A 15,457-nucleotide genomic window follows, 5' to 3' on the forward strand; every position below is an offset into this window, starting at 1 on the left:
CAAGACATTAAGAGGTAACGGCTGTGCCACGTTCACTGAAGAAAGGTCCTTTTATTGACCTTCATCTGTTGAAGAAGGTTGAGACTGCAGTGGAAAAGAGCGATCGCAAACCGATCAAGACCTGGTCGCGTCGCTCCATGATCCTGCCGAATATGGTCGGGCTCACCATTGCAGTCCATAACGGGCGTCAACATGTCCCGGTGCATGTCTCCGAGGAAATGGTTGGCCATAAGCTGGGCGAATTCGCTGCCACCCGCACCTACCGTGGTCATGCGGCGGACAAGAAAGCCAAACGGTAAGCCAGAGAGGTTAGAGAGATGGAAGTCACAGCAAAGCTGCGTGGCGCTCGTTTATCCGCCCAGAAGGCCCGTTTGGTGGCTGACCTGGTGCGCGGTAAGCCGGTCGCCGAAGCACTGGATACATTGACATATTCGCCGAAAAAAGCGGCGAAGATCGTCAAGAAAGTGCTTCAGTCCGCCATCGCGAATGCGGAAGAAAACAATGGCATGGACATCGACGAGCTGCGTGTCTCGACCATCTGCGTCGATGAGGGCATGACGCTCAAGCGCATCCAGCCTCGCGCCAAGGGCCGTGCGGATCGCATTTTGAAGCGCACTTGCCACATCACCGTCAAGGTAGCCGAGAAGTAGGAGTCGACCAGATGGGTCAGAAAGTAAATCCGACAGGTATTCGGCTAGGCATCGTCAAAGACCACACTTCCGTCTGGTATGCGGAGCGTGGTGCTTATGCCGATAAGCTGAATAATGATCTCGAAGTGCGCCGTTTCCTGGAGCAGCGTTTGAAGAACGCCTCCCTGAGCGGTGTTACCATCGAGCGTCCAGCCAATAACGCACGCATCACCATTCACACTGCCCGTCCGGGTATCGTGATTGGCAAGAAGGGCGAGGATGTCGATCGTCTGCGTCGCGACCTCTCCGAGATGATGGGCGTGCCTGTGCACGTCAACATCGAAGAGGTGCGTAAGCCTGAGCTCGACGCACAACTCGTCGCGCAGAACATTGCCGGTCAGTTGGAACGCCGTGTGATGTTCCGTCGTGCCATGAAGCGTGCCGTGCAAAACGCCATGCGTCTGGGCGCGGGCGGTATCAAGGTACAGCTTTCCGGCCGCCTTGGTGGCGCTGAAATCGCCCGTACCGAATGGTATCGCGAAGGTCGCGTGCCGCTGCATACGCTGCGCGCCGACATCGATTACGCCACTTACGAAGCGCACACCACTTACGGCGTTATCGGCGTCAAAGTGTGGGTCTTCAAGGGTGAGATCCTCGGCGGTATCGAGGAAGTGCGTGCCAAGCAGAAACAAGCTCAGGCACCGGGGCCCAAGAAGAAAGGTTCCAAGTAAGGGGAGAGTGATCGATGTTACAACCCAAGCGTACGAAATTCCGCAAGGTGCAAAAGGGCCGTAACCGCGGACTCGCGCATCGCGGAAGCCAAGTGAGCTTCGGCGAGTACGGCCTGAAAGCCACTGGTCGCGGACGTATCACCGCTCGCCAGATCGAAGCCGGCCGCCGTGCCATTACGCGTCACGTCAAGCGTGGCGGCAAGATCTGGATCCGTGTCTTCCCGGACAAGCCGATTACCGAGAAGCCGCTGGAAGTCCGTATGGGTAAAGGTAAGGGCTCCGTCGAATATTGGGTCGCCCAAATCCAGCCCGGGAAGGTGCTCTACGAGATCGAAGGCGTTTCCGAGGAGCTGGCGCGTGAGGCATTTGCCCTGGCCGCCCAGAAGTTCCCGGTCTCCACCACCTTTGTGAAACGGACGGTGATGTGATGAAAGCCCAGGAAATTCGTGAAAAATCAGTCGAAGCGCTTCAGCAGCAGCTGCTCGAGCTCCTCCGGGAGCAGTTCAACCTGCGTATGCAGAAGGCCACCGGTCAGCTGAGCCAGACCCATCTGCTCAAGCAGGTGCGTCGCGATATCGCTCGCGTTAAGACTGTGCTCAATGAGAAGGCAGGTGACTGAGATGGCTGAAGAAAATAATGCCCGCACACTGACTGGCAAGGTCGTGAGCGACAAGATGGACAAGTCCGTCGTCGTTCAGATCGAGCGCCGTGTCCGGCATCCGATTTACGACAAGTACGTGAAGCGCTCCACCAAACTGCACGCCCATGACGAGGCGAACCAGGCGAAGTTCGGGGACACGGTCTCTATCGAAGAGTGCCGTCCGATCTCCAAGTTGAAGGCCTGGACGCTGGTCGAGGTGGTCGAGCAGGCCAAGGGCTGAGCAGGCCAGCGCCTTTCACCAGTGCAGTCAGTTTAGGTTTGGAGAAAACCGATGATTCAGACGCAGACAATGCTGGATGTCGCCGACAACAGCGGCGCGCGCCGGGTGCAATGCATCAAGGTGCTGGGCGGGTCGCACCGCCGTTACGCCCGAGTTGGTGACGTCATCAAAGTGACGGTCAAGGAAGCGATTCCGCGAGGCAAGGTCAAAAAAGGCCAGGTCCTCAAGGCCGTCGTTGTACGTACCAAGAGTGGTGTCCGTCGCACAGACGGTTCACTGATCCGCTTCGATGGAAATGCGGCCGTTCTGTTGCAAAACGCCAACGAGCAGCCGATCGGTACCCGTATCTTCGGGCCGGTTACGCGTGAGCTTCGCAACGAGAAGTTCATGAAGATCATTTCCCTGGCGCCTGAAGTGCTGTGAGGAGCGAGGCGGATATGCGAAAGATTAAACGTGACGACGAAGTGATCGTCATTGCCGGCAAGGACAAGGGCAAGCGCGGCACGATTAAACGGGTCCTGGATGGGTCTTATGTCGTGTCCGGTGTGAACATGATCAAACGTCACACCAAGCCTAACCCCATGCAAGGCAAGCAGGGGGGTATCGTCGAGCGTGAGGCCCCGATTCACGCATCCAACGTGGCCATCTTCAATCAGGAGACCGGCAAGGCGGATCGCGTCGGCTTCCAGATTCAGGAAGACGGTACCAAGGTACGTATCTACAAGTCGACGCAAAAGCAGATCGACGCCTAACGCGAGTCGGGTAGCAAAATGGCGAACTTGAAAGAACGTTATCAGAACGAGGTGGCAGCTCAGCTCCAAGAGCAGTTCAGCTACGCCAACGTGATGCAGATACCGCGGATCACCAAAGTGACCCTTAATATGGGCATCGGCGATGCGACCAGCGACAAGAAGCTGATCGATAACGCCGTGGGCGACCTGGAGAAGCTTTCCGGTCAACGCCCGGTGATTACCAAGGCACGCAAGTCCATCGCAGGCTTCAAAGTCCGCGAAGGCTGGCCTATCGGCATCAAGGTGACCTTGCGTCGCGAACGGATGTGGGATTTCCTCGACCGTCTCGTGAACGTCGCGATACCGCGCGTTCGAGACTTTCGTGGTCTGAACCCCAAGTCCTTCGATGGCCGTGGCAACTACTCCATGGGAGTGCGTGAGCAAATCATCTTCCCCGAGCTCGAATATGATAAGATTGATCGTATTCGCGGGTTGGATGTCACAATCACCACTACTGCCAACACCGATGAAGAAGGCCGTGCGCTGCTGAGCGCGCTGAACTTCCCGTTCAAGAAATAAGGGTTGGATCATGGCAAAGAAAAGCATGGTGCAGCGTGAGCTCAAGCGCGCAAAGCTGGTAGACAAGTACGCTGCCAAGCGTGCAGAGCTCAAGGCCATCATCTATGACGTCAACGCTTCTGATGAAGAACGCTTCGACGCCCAGTTGAAACTTCAGGAATTGCCGCGCGATTCCAGTCCGGTACGCAAGCGTAATCGCTGCCGCGTGACCGGTCGTCCGCACGGCTTCTATAACAAGTTCGGCTTGGGCCGCAACAAGCTGCGTGAAGCCGCCATGCGTGGCGATGTCCCTGGACTGAAGAAGTCCAGCTGGTAAGCCACGTGAGAATCAGGAGCGCAACGTAATGAGCATGCAAGATACTCTAGCGGATATGTTTACCCGTATCCGCAATGCGCAGATGGCCACCAAGGAGACGGTTTCCATGCCGTCTTCCAACCTCAAGGTCGAGGTGGCCGGCGTATTGAAGCAAGAGGGCTATATCAACGACTTCACCGTTACTGAAGGCGCCAAGCCCCAGTTGGCCGTGACTCTCAAGTACTTCGAGGGTAAGCCGGTCATTGAGCACATCCAGCGCTTTTCCAAGCCGTCCCTGCGCTCTTACAAGGGCAAGGACGCGCTACCGAAAGTCGCGGATGGTCTGGGTATTGCGATCGTGACCACCTCCCAGGGCGTGATGACCGATCGTGCGGCGCGTCAGGCCGGTGTCGGTGGTGAAGTCATCTGCACCGTATTCTAGGAGTTTGGAATGTCCCGCGTAGCCAAATATCCGGTGAAACTGCCGAGTGGTGTCGAGGTCAAACTCGATGCCAACAAGCTGACCGTCAAGGGCGGTCAGGGCACGCTCTCCATGACCGTGCATTCCGATGTCACCATTGGTCAGGAAGAGGGCCAACTGACATTTAATCCGAGCGAGTCCGCCAAAAGCTGGGCGATGGTCGGAACCACCCGTGCGCTGGTGCAGAACATTGTCACCGGCGTCTCGGAAGGCTTTAGCAAGTCTCTCGAGATCAACGGTGTCGGTTACCGCGCGCAAGCAAGCGGCAACACGCTTAACCTGACACTAGGCTTCTCGCACCCCGTCGAGTATACGCTGCCTGAAGGTGTGACGGCTGAAACGCCGAAGAACACCACGATCGTGCTGAAAAGCGCGGACAAGCAGAAGCTCGGCCAGGTCGCAGCGGAAATTCGTGCCTTCCGTCCGCCCGAACCCTACAAGGGTAAGGGAATTCGGTATGGCGACGAAGTTGTCCGCCGCAAAGAAGCCAAGAAGAAGTAAGGCAGGGTTATGAACGCGAAGAAAGAATCTCGTCTCCGTCGTGCCCGCCGTGCTCGCGCCAAGATCCGCGAGCTTGGCGTGTCTCGCTTGAGCGTCAACCGCACGCCGCGCCACATCTACGCGCAGATCATTTCGCCGGATGGTGGTCAAGTTTTGGCCAGCGCATCCACGCTCGACAAGAGCCTGCGCGAAGGATCCACGGGTAATGCGGACGCTGCCGCCAAGGTGGGCGCCCTGATTGCCGAACGCGCGAAGGAAGCGGGCATCACCGAAGTGGCCTTTGATCGTGCCGGGTTTAAATACCACGGTCGTATCAAGGCCCTGGCAGATGCCGCTCGTGAAGGCGGCCTGGAATTCTAAAGGGTTTTACGATGGCGAATAACGAACAGAAGGGCGGCGATCTGCAAGAGAAACTCGTGCAGGTAAACCGCGTCGCCAAGGTAGTGAAAGGTGGTCGTATCTTCGGCTTCACCGCACTGACCGTCGTTGGCGATGGCAATGGTCGTGTCGGCTTTGGACGTGGCAAGGCACGCGAAGTGCCGGTCGCGATCCAGAAGGCGATGGATCAGGCTCGCCGCAACATGGTGAAGGTAAGCCTCAGTGGCTCGACGCTGCAGTACCCGACGAAGGCCCGTCATGGCGCCTCCAAGGTGTTCATGCAGCCGGCGTCCGAGGGTACCGGTATCATTGCTGGCGGTGCCATGCGCTCCGTACTCGAACTGGCAGGCGTCCACGACGTTCTCGCCAAGTGCTACGGTTCCACCAACCCGGTGAACGTGGTGCGCGCGACCATTAACGGTCTCGCCGCCATGCAGTCTCCGGAGGATATTGCCGCCAAGCGTGGTATGTCCGTCGAAGAGCTCGCGGGGTAAGGCATCATGGCAACAGCAACGATCAAGGTTACCCAGACCCGTAGTACCATCGGCATTCTGGAAAAGCACAAGGCCACCATGCGTGGCTTGGGCTTACGTCGAATCGGTCACACGGTTGAGCTGGAAGACACCCCCGCCGTACGCGGTATGGTCAACAAGGTTAATTACCTTGTGCGTGTTGAGGGAGAGTAATCCATGAAACTCAATAGCCTGAGCCCGGCACCGGGCTCAAAGCACGCCGAGAAGCGCGTCGGCCGTGGCATCGGCTCCGGTCTGGGTAAGACTGGTGGCCGCGGCCATAAAGGCCAGAAGTCACGCTCCGGTGGTACGGTGAAGCCCGGTTTTGAAGGCGGTCAGATGCCGTTGCAGCGTCGTCTGCCGAAATATGGTTTCACCTCCATCAAGGCGCTGGCCTCTGAAGAGGTGCGCGTTGCGGAGTTGGCCAAGGTCGACGCTGATATCGTCGATTTGGATAGCCTGAAGAAAGCCAACGTACTCAAGGATAACACCCAGTACGCGAAGGTGATTCTCTCCGGTGAACTGAACAAAGCAGTGACGGTTCGCGGTCTCAAGGTCACCAAAGGTGCCCGTGGCGCGATCGAAGCTGCCGGTGGCAAGGTAGAGGACTAATGGCTAAGTCAGGAAACATGCCGGCCAGTGGAAGTGGTCTGAGTGAACTTTGGGCGCGTCTGCGTTTCGTGTTCATCGCCATCGTGGTGTACCGTATCGGTGCCCATATCCCGGTGCCTGGCATCAATCCTGACCAGCTCGCTGCCTTGTTCAGGGAAAATCAGGGCACCATTCTGGGCATGTTCAACATGTTTTCGGGTGGTGCACTGTCGCGCATGAGTATCTTTGCGCTGGGGATCATGCCGTATATCTCCGCGTCGATCATCATGCAGCTCCTGACGGCGGTCTCGCCTCAGCTGGAACAGCTGAAGAAAGAAGGTGAGGCTGGCCGGCGCAAGATCAACCAGTACACGCGCTACGGTACGGTGCTGCTGGCATTGATCCAGGCGACCGGCATGGCAGTCGGTCTGGTCGGACAGGGCGTCGCCTATAGCGGCGATCTCAGCTTCTACTTCACGGCGATCATGACGTTTGTCGCGGGGGCTGTGTTCCTGATGTGGCTGGGTGAGCAGATCACCGAAAAAGGTATCGGTAACGGCATTTCCCTTATCATCTTCGCGGGTATCGTTGCAGGTCTTCCTAATGCCATCGGTCAGTCGTTTACACTGGCGCGTAATGATGGTGCCTGGAATATTCTGCCGTTACTGGCGTTGACGGTCCTGGGGGTCGCGACTGTTGCATTCGTGGTCTTCATTGAGCGCGGTCAGCGCCGCATCAAGGTGAATTACCCGCGTCGTCAGGTAGGCAACAAGATGTATGCCGGACAGAGCAGTTATCTGCCGCTGAAGGTCAATATGGCCGGCGTCATTCCGCCGATCTTTGCCTCCAGTATCCTGCTGTTCCCGGCCTCGATCGGTCAGTGGATCGGTCAAGGGCAGAACATGGCTTGGCTGCAGGCGGTGTCACAGGCTCTCGGGCCAGGACAGCCGCTTTACATCTTGCTTTTCGCGGCGGCGGTGCTATTCTTCTGCTTCTTTTATACGGCGTTGGTCTTCAATCCCAAGGATGTGGCCGACAACCTGAAGAAGTCAGGTGCGTTCCTGCCGGGTATTCGCCCGGGTGAGCAAACAGCCCGCTATGTCGATAAGGTCATGACGCGTCTGACCCTTTTCGGCGCTTTATATATCACCGCAGTCTCTCTGATGCCACAGTTCCTCGTGGTGGCTTGGCAGGTGCCATTCTACTTTGGCGGCACTTCCTTGCTCATCGTGGTGGTGGTGGTCATGGACTTCATGGCCCAGGTGCAGTCTCATCTGATGTCGAATCAGTATGAATCGGTGATGAAAAAGTCCAACCTGAAAGGCTATGGCAGCGGCGGTATCCTGCGTTAAACGAGCCCCGCTAGGTTTTTTGGAGAGAACGATGAAAGTTCGAGCTTCCGTCAAGAAAATGTGCCGTAACTGCAAGATCATTCGGCGCAATGGCGCGGTCCGCGTTATCTGTAGCGAGCCGCGGCATAAGCAGCGCCAGGGTTGATCCTGCGCTGACGTAAAAGCGGGTGCAGTCATACCCCTTGTCTCCTCAGAGGCAAAGGGGTATGCTATTGCGCCCTTATAGACGACTAAACGAGCAAGCCGCTCAACATTCGGAGTAAGCTGATGGCCCGTATTGCAGGCGTCAATATCCCGGACAACAAGCATGCGGCGATCTCGCTGACCTACATCTTCGGGATTGGCCGTACACGTGCGCAGGAAATCTGCGCCGCTACCGGCATCGCACCGACCGCGAAAGTGCAGGAACTGTCCGCCGACGAGGTGGATACTCTGCGCAACGAAGTCGGCAAGTATACCGTTGAAGGCGACCTTCGCCGTGATACGACGCTTAACATCAAGCGTCTCATGGACTTGGGTTGCTATCGTGGTCTGCGCCATCGTCGTGGTCTTCCGCTGCGTGGTCAGCGTACCAAGACCAACGCGCGTACCCGTAAGGGACCGCGTAAGCCGATTCGCAAATAATACGCACGTTCTGGCGTTAAGACAGGAATAGACATCAACATGGCTAACCCGCGTAGTAACCGTAAAAAGGTGAAAAAGCAGGTAGTGGATGCGGTTGCCCACATCCATGCCTCTTTTAACAACACGATCGTGACGATCACAGACCGCCAGGGCAACGCCCTTTCTTGGGCAACTGCCGGTGGTTCGGGTTTTCGTGGTTCTCGCAAGAGCACCCCGTTCGCTGCTCAAGTGGCAAGCGAACGTGCAGCGACCGCTGCAGCCGAGTATGGTGTGAAAAACGTCGACGTGCTGGTCAAGGGCCCCGGTCCCGGCCGTGAATCCGCCGTGCGTGCGCTCAATGCTGCGGGTTTCCGCGTGCAGAGCATTACCGACGCGACGCCCGTTCCCCACAACGGCTGCCGTCCGCCGAAGAAACGCCGCGTTTAAGGAGACAGATTCATGGCACGTTATATTGGACCGAAGTGCAAACTGTCTCGTCGTGAAGGCACCGACCTCTTCTTGAAGAGCGGTGTCACTCCCTTCGAGAAAAAGTGCAAATCCGAGCAGATCCCGGGTGTCCACGGCCAGCGCCGTCAGCGTCTTTCCGACTACGGCTTGCAGCTTCGTGAGAAGCAGAAAGTGCGCCGCATGTATGGCGTACTTGAGAAGCAGTTCCGTAACTACTACAAGGAAGCGGCCCGCCTCAAGGGCGCGACCGGTGAGTTGTTGTTGCAGCTTCTCGAATCCCGACTGGACAATGTCGTCTACCGCATGGGCTTCGGCTCTACGCGCGCAGAGGCGCGTCAGCTGGTCAGCCACAAGGCAATTGCCGTGAATGGCCGTAGCGTCAACGTGGCTTCCTATCAGGTCAAGCCGGGTGACGTGGTGTCCGTTCGTGAAAAGGCCAAGAACCAGGCGCGTATTCAGAACGCCCTGGGCATCGCCGCCAATCGTGGCGATGTGGCTTGGATCGATATCGACTCCAAAAAGATGGAAGGCACTTTCAAGGCTGTCCCGGAACGCGGCGACCTGTCTGCCGACATCAACGAAAACCTGATCGTCGAGCTGTACTCGAAGTAATCATGCAGCCATTGCGTGATGCCGCCAGGCCCCATGCCAGGGCCTGGTTTCGAGTACCGAGTATCCGTTTGGCAGCCTGAAAGGTGTTCTTATGCAGCGTTCAGTGACAGAGTTTCTCCGTCCTCGCGACATCAAGGTCGAAGAGATCAACGCGAATCATGCGAAGATCGTGCTCGAGCCGTTCGAGCGTGGTTTCGGCCATACCCTGGGGAATGCTCTGCGTCGCATCCTGCTGTCTTCCATGCCCGGTTGCGCTATTGTGGAAGCGGAGATTGAAGGCGTTTTACATGAGTATAGCGCCATCGAAGGCGTCCAAGAGGACGTCATCGAGATTCTCCTGAACCTCAAGGACGTCGCCGTCAAGATGCATGGCCGTGACGAAGTGGTTCTGACGCTGAGCAAGCAGGGGCCGAGTGTGGTGACTGCGGGCGATATCGCCGTCGACCACGATGTCGACGTCATCAACCCGGATCACGTTATCGCGCACCTCAACGACAGCGGCGAGCTGAAAATGCAGCTCAAGGTGGTTCGTGGTCGTGGCTACGAGCCGGCGGATACCCGTGCTTCCGAGGAAGACGAATCGCGTGCGATTGGTCGTCTCCAGTTGGATGCGACCTTCAGCCCGGTGCGTCGTGTGTCTTACTCCGTGGAAGCCGCGCGTGTCGAACAGCGAACCGATCTCGATAAGCTGATTATCGACTTGGAAACCGACGGCACCCTGGATCCGGAAGAGGCGATTCGCCGCAGCGCGACCATCCTGCAAGAGCAGCTGGGCGCGTTCGTCGATCTCGAAGCCGACAAGGAACAGGAAGTCGAAGAAGAAGAGGATCAGATCGATCCGATTCTACTGCGCCCCGTAGACGATCTCGAGTTGACCGTCCGCAGCGCCAACTGCTTGAAAGCCGAGAATATCTATTATATCGGTGATCTGATTCAGCGTACCGAAGTGGAGCTGTTGAAGACCCCGAACCTCGGCAAGAAATCCTTGAACGAGATAAAGGACGTTCTGGCAGCGCGCGGTCTTTCCCTCGGCATGCGGCTGGAAAACTGGCCGCCGGCGAGCCTGAAGGACGATAAGGCCTCTGCGTGAGCGCCGACTCGAGTCCCAGTTTGGTAAGGAATTTCAACCATGCGTCATCGTAAGAGTGGTCGTCACCTCAATCGTACGAGCTCGCATCGCCAGGCCATGTTCAAGAACATGTGCGTGTCGCTAGTCGAGCACGAAGTCATCAAGACTACCCTGCCCAAGGCCAAGGAGTTGCGTCGTCACGTCGAGCCGCTGATCACCCTGGCCAAGCAGGATAGCGTCGCCAACCGCCGTCTGGCCTTCAACCGTACCCGTTCCAAAGAAACGGTCGGTAAGCTCTTCAATGAGCTGGGCCCACGTTATGTCGAGCGTCCGGGCGGCTATGTGCGTATTCTCAAGTGCGGTTTCCGCGCCGGAGATAATGCGCCGATGGCTTATGTCGAGTTGGTCGACCGTCCGGTCGTGGAGGAAGCCGCCGAAGAGTGATCTTCGCGAGGCTTCGCCATCTCGGCACAATAAAGCCGGCCCCTTGGGGCCGGCTTTTCTATGCGCTGTACACAGCTAAGACCGAAAGTTAGGTCTCGGCAGTACTCGTTTCACGCGTCGTTTTGGAGATTGTGCGCTTGGCCAGAATTGGTTCGAGGAAGCGCCCGGTGTGCGAGACGTCCATCTTGGCGACCTGCTCCGGCGTACCCTCGGCGATGATGCGTCCCCCACCGGAGCCGCCCTCGGGCCCTAGGTCGATGAGCCAGTCGGCGGTTTTGATGACATCAAGATTGTGCTCGATGACCACGATGGTGTTGCCATGATCGCGTAGGCGGTGCAACACGCCGAGTAGTTGGCGGATGTCCTCGAAGTGCAGCCCGGTGGTGGGCTCATCGAGTATATACAGTGTCTTGCCGGTATCGCGCTTGGCTAACTCTCGGGCGAGCTTGACGCGCTGCGCCTCGCCGCCGGAGAGAGTTGTGGCGCTTTGTCCCAGGCGCACGTATGACAAGCCGACGTCCATCAGTGTTTGCAAGCGCCGGGCAAGGGCGGGGACCGGCGCAAAGAATTCCAGCGCTTCCTCGATGGTCATCTCCAGCACTTCATGGATATTTTTACCCTTGTACTGGATCTCCAGGGTCTCGCGGTTATAGCGCTTGCCCTTGCAGACATCGCAGGGAACATAAATGTCGGGCAGGAAGTGCATCTCGACCTTGATTAGCCCTTCGCCCTGGCACGCTTCGCAACGTCCGCCCTTGACGTTGAAGCTGAAGCGACCGAGCTTGTAGCCCCGCGAGCGGGCCTCCTGGGTGCCAGCGAAGAGCTCACGGATCGGTGTGAAAATCCCGGTATAGGTGGCCGGATTGGAACGCGGGGTCCGCCCGATCGGGCTCTGATCGATGTCGATGACCTTGTCGAGTAGCTCCAGCCCTTCGATACGCTCGTAAGGTGCGGGAGTGAGGCTCGTGGCGCGATTGAGCTCGCGTGTGGCGACCGGCATCAGCGTCGAATTGATCAGCGTTGACTTGCCCGAGCCGGACACACCGGTCACGCACACGAATAACCCAAGAGGCAGGTCGAGCGTGACGTCTTGCAGGTTGTTGCCGCTGGCACCGGTGAGATGCAGCATCTTCTCGGGGTTGCCTGGGATGCGGTATGGCGGAATCTCGATGCGTCGTTGATCCGACAGGTACTGGCCGGTCAGCGAGGCCTCGCATTGAGTTATTTGCTCCGGGGTGCCTTGGGCGACGATGCGTCCGCCATGTACGCCAGCGCCGGGGCCGATATCGAGCACATGGTCCGCCGCGCGGATTGCCTCCTCGTCGTGCTCGACGACAATGACCGTATTGCCGAGATCGCGAAGGCGCTCAAGTGTCTTGAGTAGCCGGTCGTTGTCGCGCTGGTGCAGGCCGATGGAAGGCTCATCGAGGATGTACATGACCCCGACCAGCCCTGCGCCGATCTGGCTGGCCAGGCGAATGCGCTGTGCCTCACCGCCGGATAGGGTATCGGCGCTGCGTTCCAGGGTCAGGTAATCGAGCCCCACGTTGACCAGGAACTCGAGCCGCGAGTGGATCTCGTGAATGATCTTGACGGCGATTTCGCCCTTGCGGCCGGGCAGTTCCAGCGCCGCGAAGTAATCCCAGGCCTCGCCAATCGGCAATTGCGATACTTCGGGAAGCGGGCGCCCGTCGATGTACACATGGCGGGATTCCTGGCGCAACCGGGTGCCGTGGCAGGACGGACAGGCCCGCACCGCCAGGTGCTTGGACAGGTCCTCGCGTACCATGCTCGATTCGGTTTCGTGGTAGCGCCGTTCCATGTTGGGCAGCACGCCCTCGAAGGCATGTTCGCGGGTGACCTTGCGGCCCCGGTCGTTGACGTAGCTGAAGGCGATCTGGTCTTGTCCGCTGCCGTGCAACACCACGTCACGCTCATGTCGAGCGAGATCTTGCCAGGGCGTTTCCAGCGCGAAACGGTAGTGTTGGGCGACAGCCTGGAGTTGGCTGAAGTAATACACACTACGCCGATCCCAACCCTTGATGGCGCCTTCGGCCAGCGACAGCTCGGGATGGCTTATCAACTTGTGTGGATCGAAATACTGGCGTACCCCGAGGCCGTCGCAGGTTGGGCAGGCGCCGGCGGGATTGTTGAACGAGAACATGCGCGGCTCGAGTTCCGCGATGGAGTAACCGCACACCGGGCAGGCGAAGCGTGCCGAAAAGACGATATTGTCGCGTGCACCGTCCATGTCTTGAATGATGGCGATCCCATCGGCCAGGCCGAGCGCGGTTTCGAACGACTCGGCCAATCGCTGGGCGAGCCCATCGCGGACCTTGATACGATCCACCACCACGCTGATGTCGTGCTTCTTGTTCTTGTCGAGCGGGCCCAGTTCATCAAGTTCCATGGCTTGACCGTCGACCATGGCGCGGACGTAGCCCTGAGCGCGCAGCTCGGCTAGTAGTTGCTGGTGCTCGCCCTTGCGGCCGCTGATGACCGGTGCCAGCAACATGAGCTTGCTACCTTCGGGCAGCCCGAGGACCTGATCGACCATCTGCGAGACCGTCTGTGCCTCGAGGTCGATGTCGTGCTCGGGGCAGCGAGGCGTCCCCGCACGGGCATAGAGCAGGCGCAGATAGTCGTGGATCTCGGTGATCGTGCCGACCGTCGAGCGCGGGTTGTGGGATGTCGACTTCTGCTCGATGGAAATCGCCGGCGAGAGTCCCTCGATGTGGTCGACATCGGGCTTTTCCATCATCGACAGGAATTGGCGGGCGTAGGTGGAGAGAGATTCCACATAGCGTCGCTGCCCCTCGGCGTAGAGGGTGTCGAACGCCAACGATGATTTACCGGAGCCGGACAAGCCGGTCACGACGATCAGCTTGTTGCGTGGTAGTTCGACGTCGATGTTCTGCAAATTGTGGGTGCGCGCACCCCTGACCAGAATTCTGTCCATGCCCACCTCGTGCCGGTTGCGCCGTGGCGGTGGCGCGGTCAAAGGATCGATTATAGAGGGTGGAGTGGAGTCCGGGCAAAGCGCGTCCTTTCCTTGACAGGCCGGCAGTCGGTAAAATGCGCTTGGTCGGCGTCTGCGCGCGTGCGAGACGCCGAGGTGTTGGTTCGTCACGGCCCCTGCGGCAAGGCCTCGTGGGCCGGTTTCGGTATCGAACGTTTCTTCTCTTCAACGACGCGACTCAATCATGTCTTCATCATTGCTTCACACCGAGCGGCGTGCCATTTTCGGCCTCGCCAGCTTATATGCGACGCGCATGCTCGGGCTTTTCATGGTATTGCCGGTCTTGGCACTGTATGCCGATGACTTGGATGGCGCGACCCCCTTGCTGGTGGGGATGGCGCTGGGCGGTTACGGCCTGACACAGGCGATTCTGCAAATCCCCTTCGGACTGCTGTCGGATCGGTTCGGTCGCAAGCTCATCATCAGCATCGGGCTTTTGTTGTTTCTGCTGGGCAGTGTGGTCGCCGCCCAAGCGACGTCGATAGGCTGGGTGATCGCCGGGCGCTGCCTGCAAGGCAGTGGCGCGGTCGCTGGTGCGATCATGGCACTGCTGGCCGATCAGACCCGGGAAGAGGTGCGTACGGCGGCGATGGCGACCATTGGCCTGTCGATCGGCATTGCATTTGGCGTGGCGATGGTCGTAGGTCCCCTGGTTGCCGATCCTTTCGGTTTGGCCGGCGTGTTCTGGTTCACGGCCGTGCTCGCGGCGGTGGGGCTGCTGGTACTATGGCGGTTGGTGCCGCGGGCGCCACGCCTGGTGTCGCATCGTGATGTAGGGCTCGACCGCACTCAACTGCGCGGAATGCTGGCGCGGCGTGATCTGCTGCGCCTGGATTTCTCGATCTTCGCCCTGCACGCCATCCTGACCGCCTGTTTCGTGGCTGTGCCGTTTCGTCTGGAAGCCTTGGGCATTGCGGCGGCGCATCATGGCTGGGTGTATCTGCCGATCATGGCGCTGGCCTTCGTGGCCATGGTGCCGCTGGTGATCGTGGCCGAGAAGTACCGCAAGATGAAGCCGATCTTCATCGGTGCCGTGGCGTGGTTGACGCTGTGCCTGGCCGGACTGGTGGAGTTTTCCGATGGGCGCTGGGCGTTGTTCTCGCTGCTCTGGGGCTTCTTCGTGGCCTTCAACTTGTTGGAAGCCACGCTGCCGTCGATGATCAGCAAGCTGGCCCCGGCAGGCGCCAAGGGCACGGCGATGGGCGTGTACTCCACCAGCCAGTTTCTGGGCGCTTTCCTGGGCGGAACGGCCGGGGGCTTCCTCTCCCAGCATTTCGGCCTGGATGCGGTCTTTCTGGGCGCGACGTTACTGGGTGCGGTATGGTTGGCGATTGTCTGGAAGATGCCGGCCCCCCGCCATCTCTCGAGCGAGATCGTCGCCCTGGACGAGCACTCGATGGGCACGATGGATACACTGATGGAGCGATTCGCCGCCGTGGCCGGCGTCGAGGATGTCATGGTGGTGCCCGACGAGCGTGTCGCCTACCTCAAGGTCGACCGTCAGCGGCTGGACGCCGAGGCGTTAGAGCGCGTCCTCGGATCCCAGCGAGATCACAAGAGCGCCTGATAACGGGCGCTGTA

The 15,457-nt window shown here is 58.8% G+C and carries 25 protein-coding genes; 24 read left to right on the forward strand and 1 reads right to left on the reverse strand.

The genetic code is table 11. The features are described from left to right. Positions 1 to 23: 23 nt before the first annotated feature. The 23 genes from rpsS to rplQ all read left to right on the forward strand — a co-directional run bounded on the left by rpsS (position 24) and on the right by rplQ (position 10,857). Entirely contained in the window at positions 24 to 299 is a 276-nt protein-coding gene (rpsS, locus tag RVY79_RS15635; RefSeq protein WP_011505733.1) for a 30S ribosomal protein S19, read from the forward strand. Between the two features lie 18 nt (positions 300 to 317). Continuing rightward, the gene (gene rplV, locus RVY79_RS15640) at positions 318 to 650 is read left to right on the forward strand and encodes a 50S ribosomal protein L22 (protein ID WP_040239413.1); all 333 of its coding nucleotides are present in this window, start codon (positions 318 to 320) and stop codon (positions 648 to 650) included. 11 nt (positions 651 to 661) lie between these two features. Beyond that, the gene (rpsC, locus tag RVY79_RS15645; RefSeq protein ID WP_317465357.1) at positions 662 to 1,360 is read left to right on the forward strand and encodes a 30S ribosomal protein S3; all 699 of its coding nucleotides are present in this window, start codon (positions 662 to 664) and stop codon (positions 1,358 to 1,360) included. Between the two features lie 14 nt (positions 1,361 to 1,374). Continuing rightward, positions 1,375 to 1,788: a 50S ribosomal protein L16 gene (rplP, locus tag RVY79_RS15650; protein ID WP_133698322.1), complete on the forward strand. Its 414-nt coding sequence runs from the start codon at positions 1,375 to 1,377 to the stop codon at positions 1,786 to 1,788. Further along, entirely contained in the window at positions 1,788 to 1,979 is a 192-nt protein-coding gene (gene rpmC, locus RVY79_RS15655) for a 50S ribosomal protein L29 (RefSeq protein WP_011505737.1), read from the forward strand. The genes rplP and rpmC overlap by 1 nt, the downstream gene beginning before the upstream one ends. Before the next feature lies 1 nt (position 1,980). Next, positions 1,981 to 2,241 (forward strand): 30S ribosomal protein S17, encoded by a 261-nt coding sequence (rpsQ, locus tag RVY79_RS15660; RefSeq protein WP_317465358.1) that lies wholly within the window; start codon positions 1,981 to 1,983, stop codon positions 2,239 to 2,241. A gap of 51 nt (positions 2,242 to 2,292) precedes the next feature. Beyond that, positions 2,293 to 2,664 (forward strand): 50S ribosomal protein L14, encoded by a 372-nt coding sequence (gene rplN, locus RVY79_RS15665; RefSeq protein ID WP_040239405.1) that lies wholly within the window; start codon positions 2,293 to 2,295, stop codon positions 2,662 to 2,664. 14 nt (positions 2,665 to 2,678) lie between these two features. Continuing rightward, positions 2,679 to 2,993 carry a 50S ribosomal protein L24 gene (gene rplX, locus RVY79_RS15670; protein WP_097024029.1) on the forward strand — a complete coding sequence of 105 codons (315 nt, stop codon included), beginning with the start codon at positions 2,679 to 2,681 and terminating at the stop codon, positions 2,991 to 2,993. A gap of 18 nt (positions 2,994 to 3,011) precedes the next feature. Beyond that, on the forward strand, positions 3,012 to 3,551 hold the full coding sequence (gene rplE, locus RVY79_RS15675; RefSeq protein ID WP_133698325.1) for a 50S ribosomal protein L5: 540 nt from the start codon (positions 3,012 to 3,014) through the stop codon (positions 3,549 to 3,551). A gap of 10 nt (positions 3,552 to 3,561) precedes the next feature. Further along, positions 3,562 to 3,867 carry a 30S ribosomal protein S14 gene (rpsN, locus tag RVY79_RS15680; protein ID WP_317465361.1) on the forward strand — a complete coding sequence of 102 codons (306 nt, stop codon included), beginning with the start codon at positions 3,562 to 3,564 and terminating at the stop codon, positions 3,865 to 3,867. A gap of 28 nt (positions 3,868 to 3,895) precedes the next feature. Then, positions 3,896 to 4,288, forward strand: coding sequence for a 30S ribosomal protein S8 (rpsH, locus tag RVY79_RS15685; RefSeq protein WP_317465362.1), 393 nt, complete (start codon positions 3,896 to 3,898; stop codon positions 4,286 to 4,288). Between the two features lie 9 nt (positions 4,289 to 4,297). Next, a complete protein-coding gene (gene rplF, locus RVY79_RS15690; protein WP_317465364.1) occupies positions 4,298 to 4,828 on the forward strand; it encodes a 50S ribosomal protein L6 in 531 nt (176 codons plus the stop codon). 9 nt (positions 4,829 to 4,837) lie between these two features. Beyond that, entirely contained in the window at positions 4,838 to 5,188 is a 351-nt protein-coding gene (rplR, locus tag RVY79_RS15695) for a 50S ribosomal protein L18 (protein WP_133698329.1), read from the forward strand. A gap of 11 nt (positions 5,189 to 5,199) precedes the next feature. Next, positions 5,200 to 5,700, forward strand: coding sequence for a 30S ribosomal protein S5 (gene rpsE / locus RVY79_RS15700; RefSeq protein ID WP_317465366.1), 501 nt, complete (start codon positions 5,200 to 5,202; stop codon positions 5,698 to 5,700). 6 nt (positions 5,701 to 5,706) lie between these two features. Next, the gene (rpmD, locus tag RVY79_RS15705) at positions 5,707 to 5,892 is read left to right on the forward strand and encodes a 50S ribosomal protein L30 (RefSeq protein ID WP_133698331.1); all 186 of its coding nucleotides are present in this window, start codon (positions 5,707 to 5,709) and stop codon (positions 5,890 to 5,892) included. Positions 5,893 to 5,895: 3 nt separating this feature from the next. Continuing rightward, positions 5,896 to 6,330, forward strand: a complete 435-nt coding sequence (gene rplO, locus RVY79_RS15710) for a 50S ribosomal protein L15 (protein ID WP_317465368.1) — start codon at positions 5,896 to 5,898, stop codon at positions 6,328 to 6,330. After that, positions 6,330 to 7,661, forward strand: a complete 1,332-nt coding sequence (secY, locus tag RVY79_RS15715) for a preprotein translocase subunit SecY (protein ID WP_317465370.1) — start codon at positions 6,330 to 6,332, stop codon at positions 7,659 to 7,661. The genes rplO and secY overlap by 1 nt, the downstream gene beginning before the upstream one ends. A 31-nt stretch (positions 7,662 to 7,692) precedes the next feature. Beyond that, positions 7,693 to 7,806, forward strand: a complete 114-nt coding sequence (gene rpmJ, locus RVY79_RS15720) for a 50S ribosomal protein L36 (protein ID WP_008959154.1) — start codon at positions 7,693 to 7,695, stop codon at positions 7,804 to 7,806. 122 nt (positions 7,807 to 7,928) lie between these two features. Then, positions 7,929 to 8,285, forward strand: a complete 357-nt coding sequence (gene rpsM, locus RVY79_RS15725; RefSeq protein ID WP_317465376.1) for a 30S ribosomal protein S13 — start codon at positions 7,929 to 7,931, stop codon at positions 8,283 to 8,285. Positions 8,286 to 8,324: 39 nt separating this feature from the next. Then, the gene (rpsK, locus tag RVY79_RS15730; RefSeq protein WP_011505752.1) at positions 8,325 to 8,711 is read left to right on the forward strand and encodes a 30S ribosomal protein S11; all 387 of its coding nucleotides are present in this window, start codon (positions 8,325 to 8,327) and stop codon (positions 8,709 to 8,711) included. A gap of 12 nt (positions 8,712 to 8,723) precedes the next feature. After that, positions 8,724 to 9,344, forward strand: coding sequence for a 30S ribosomal protein S4 (gene rpsD, locus RVY79_RS15735; RefSeq protein ID WP_133698335.1), 621 nt, complete (start codon positions 8,724 to 8,726; stop codon positions 9,342 to 9,344). 91 nt (positions 9,345 to 9,435) lie between these two features. Continuing rightward, entirely contained in the window at positions 9,436 to 10,434 is a 999-nt protein-coding gene (locus RVY79_RS15740; RefSeq protein ID WP_317465378.1) for a DNA-directed RNA polymerase subunit alpha, read from the forward strand. Positions 10,435 to 10,473: 39 nt separating this feature from the next. Next, a complete protein-coding gene (gene rplQ, locus RVY79_RS15745; protein WP_317465379.1) occupies positions 10,474 to 10,857 on the forward strand; it encodes a 50S ribosomal protein L17 in 384 nt (127 codons plus the stop codon). Between the two features lie 88 nt (positions 10,858 to 10,945). Here the strand turns inward: rplQ and uvrA are convergent, their stop codons facing one another. Then, positions 10,946 to 13,816 (reverse strand): excinuclease ABC subunit UvrA, encoded by a 2,871-nt coding sequence (uvrA, locus tag RVY79_RS15750; RefSeq protein ID WP_317465380.1) that lies wholly within the window; start codon positions 13,814 to 13,816, stop codon positions 10,946 to 10,948. Between the two features lie 244 nt (positions 13,817 to 14,060). Between uvrA and RVY79_RS15755 the strand changes: the two genes are divergently transcribed. Continuing rightward, the gene (locus tag RVY79_RS15755; protein ID WP_317465382.1) at positions 14,061 to 15,443 is read left to right on the forward strand and encodes an MFS transporter; all 1,383 of its coding nucleotides are present in this window, start codon (positions 14,061 to 14,063) and stop codon (positions 15,441 to 15,443) included. Positions 15,444 to 15,457: the final 14 nt, after the last annotated feature.

Origin of the sequence: Chromohalobacter sp. HP20-39, from assembly GCF_033052815.1 — a bacterium.
Lineage (GTDB): Bacteria > Pseudomonadota > Gammaproteobacteria > Pseudomonadales > Halomonadaceae > Chromohalobacter.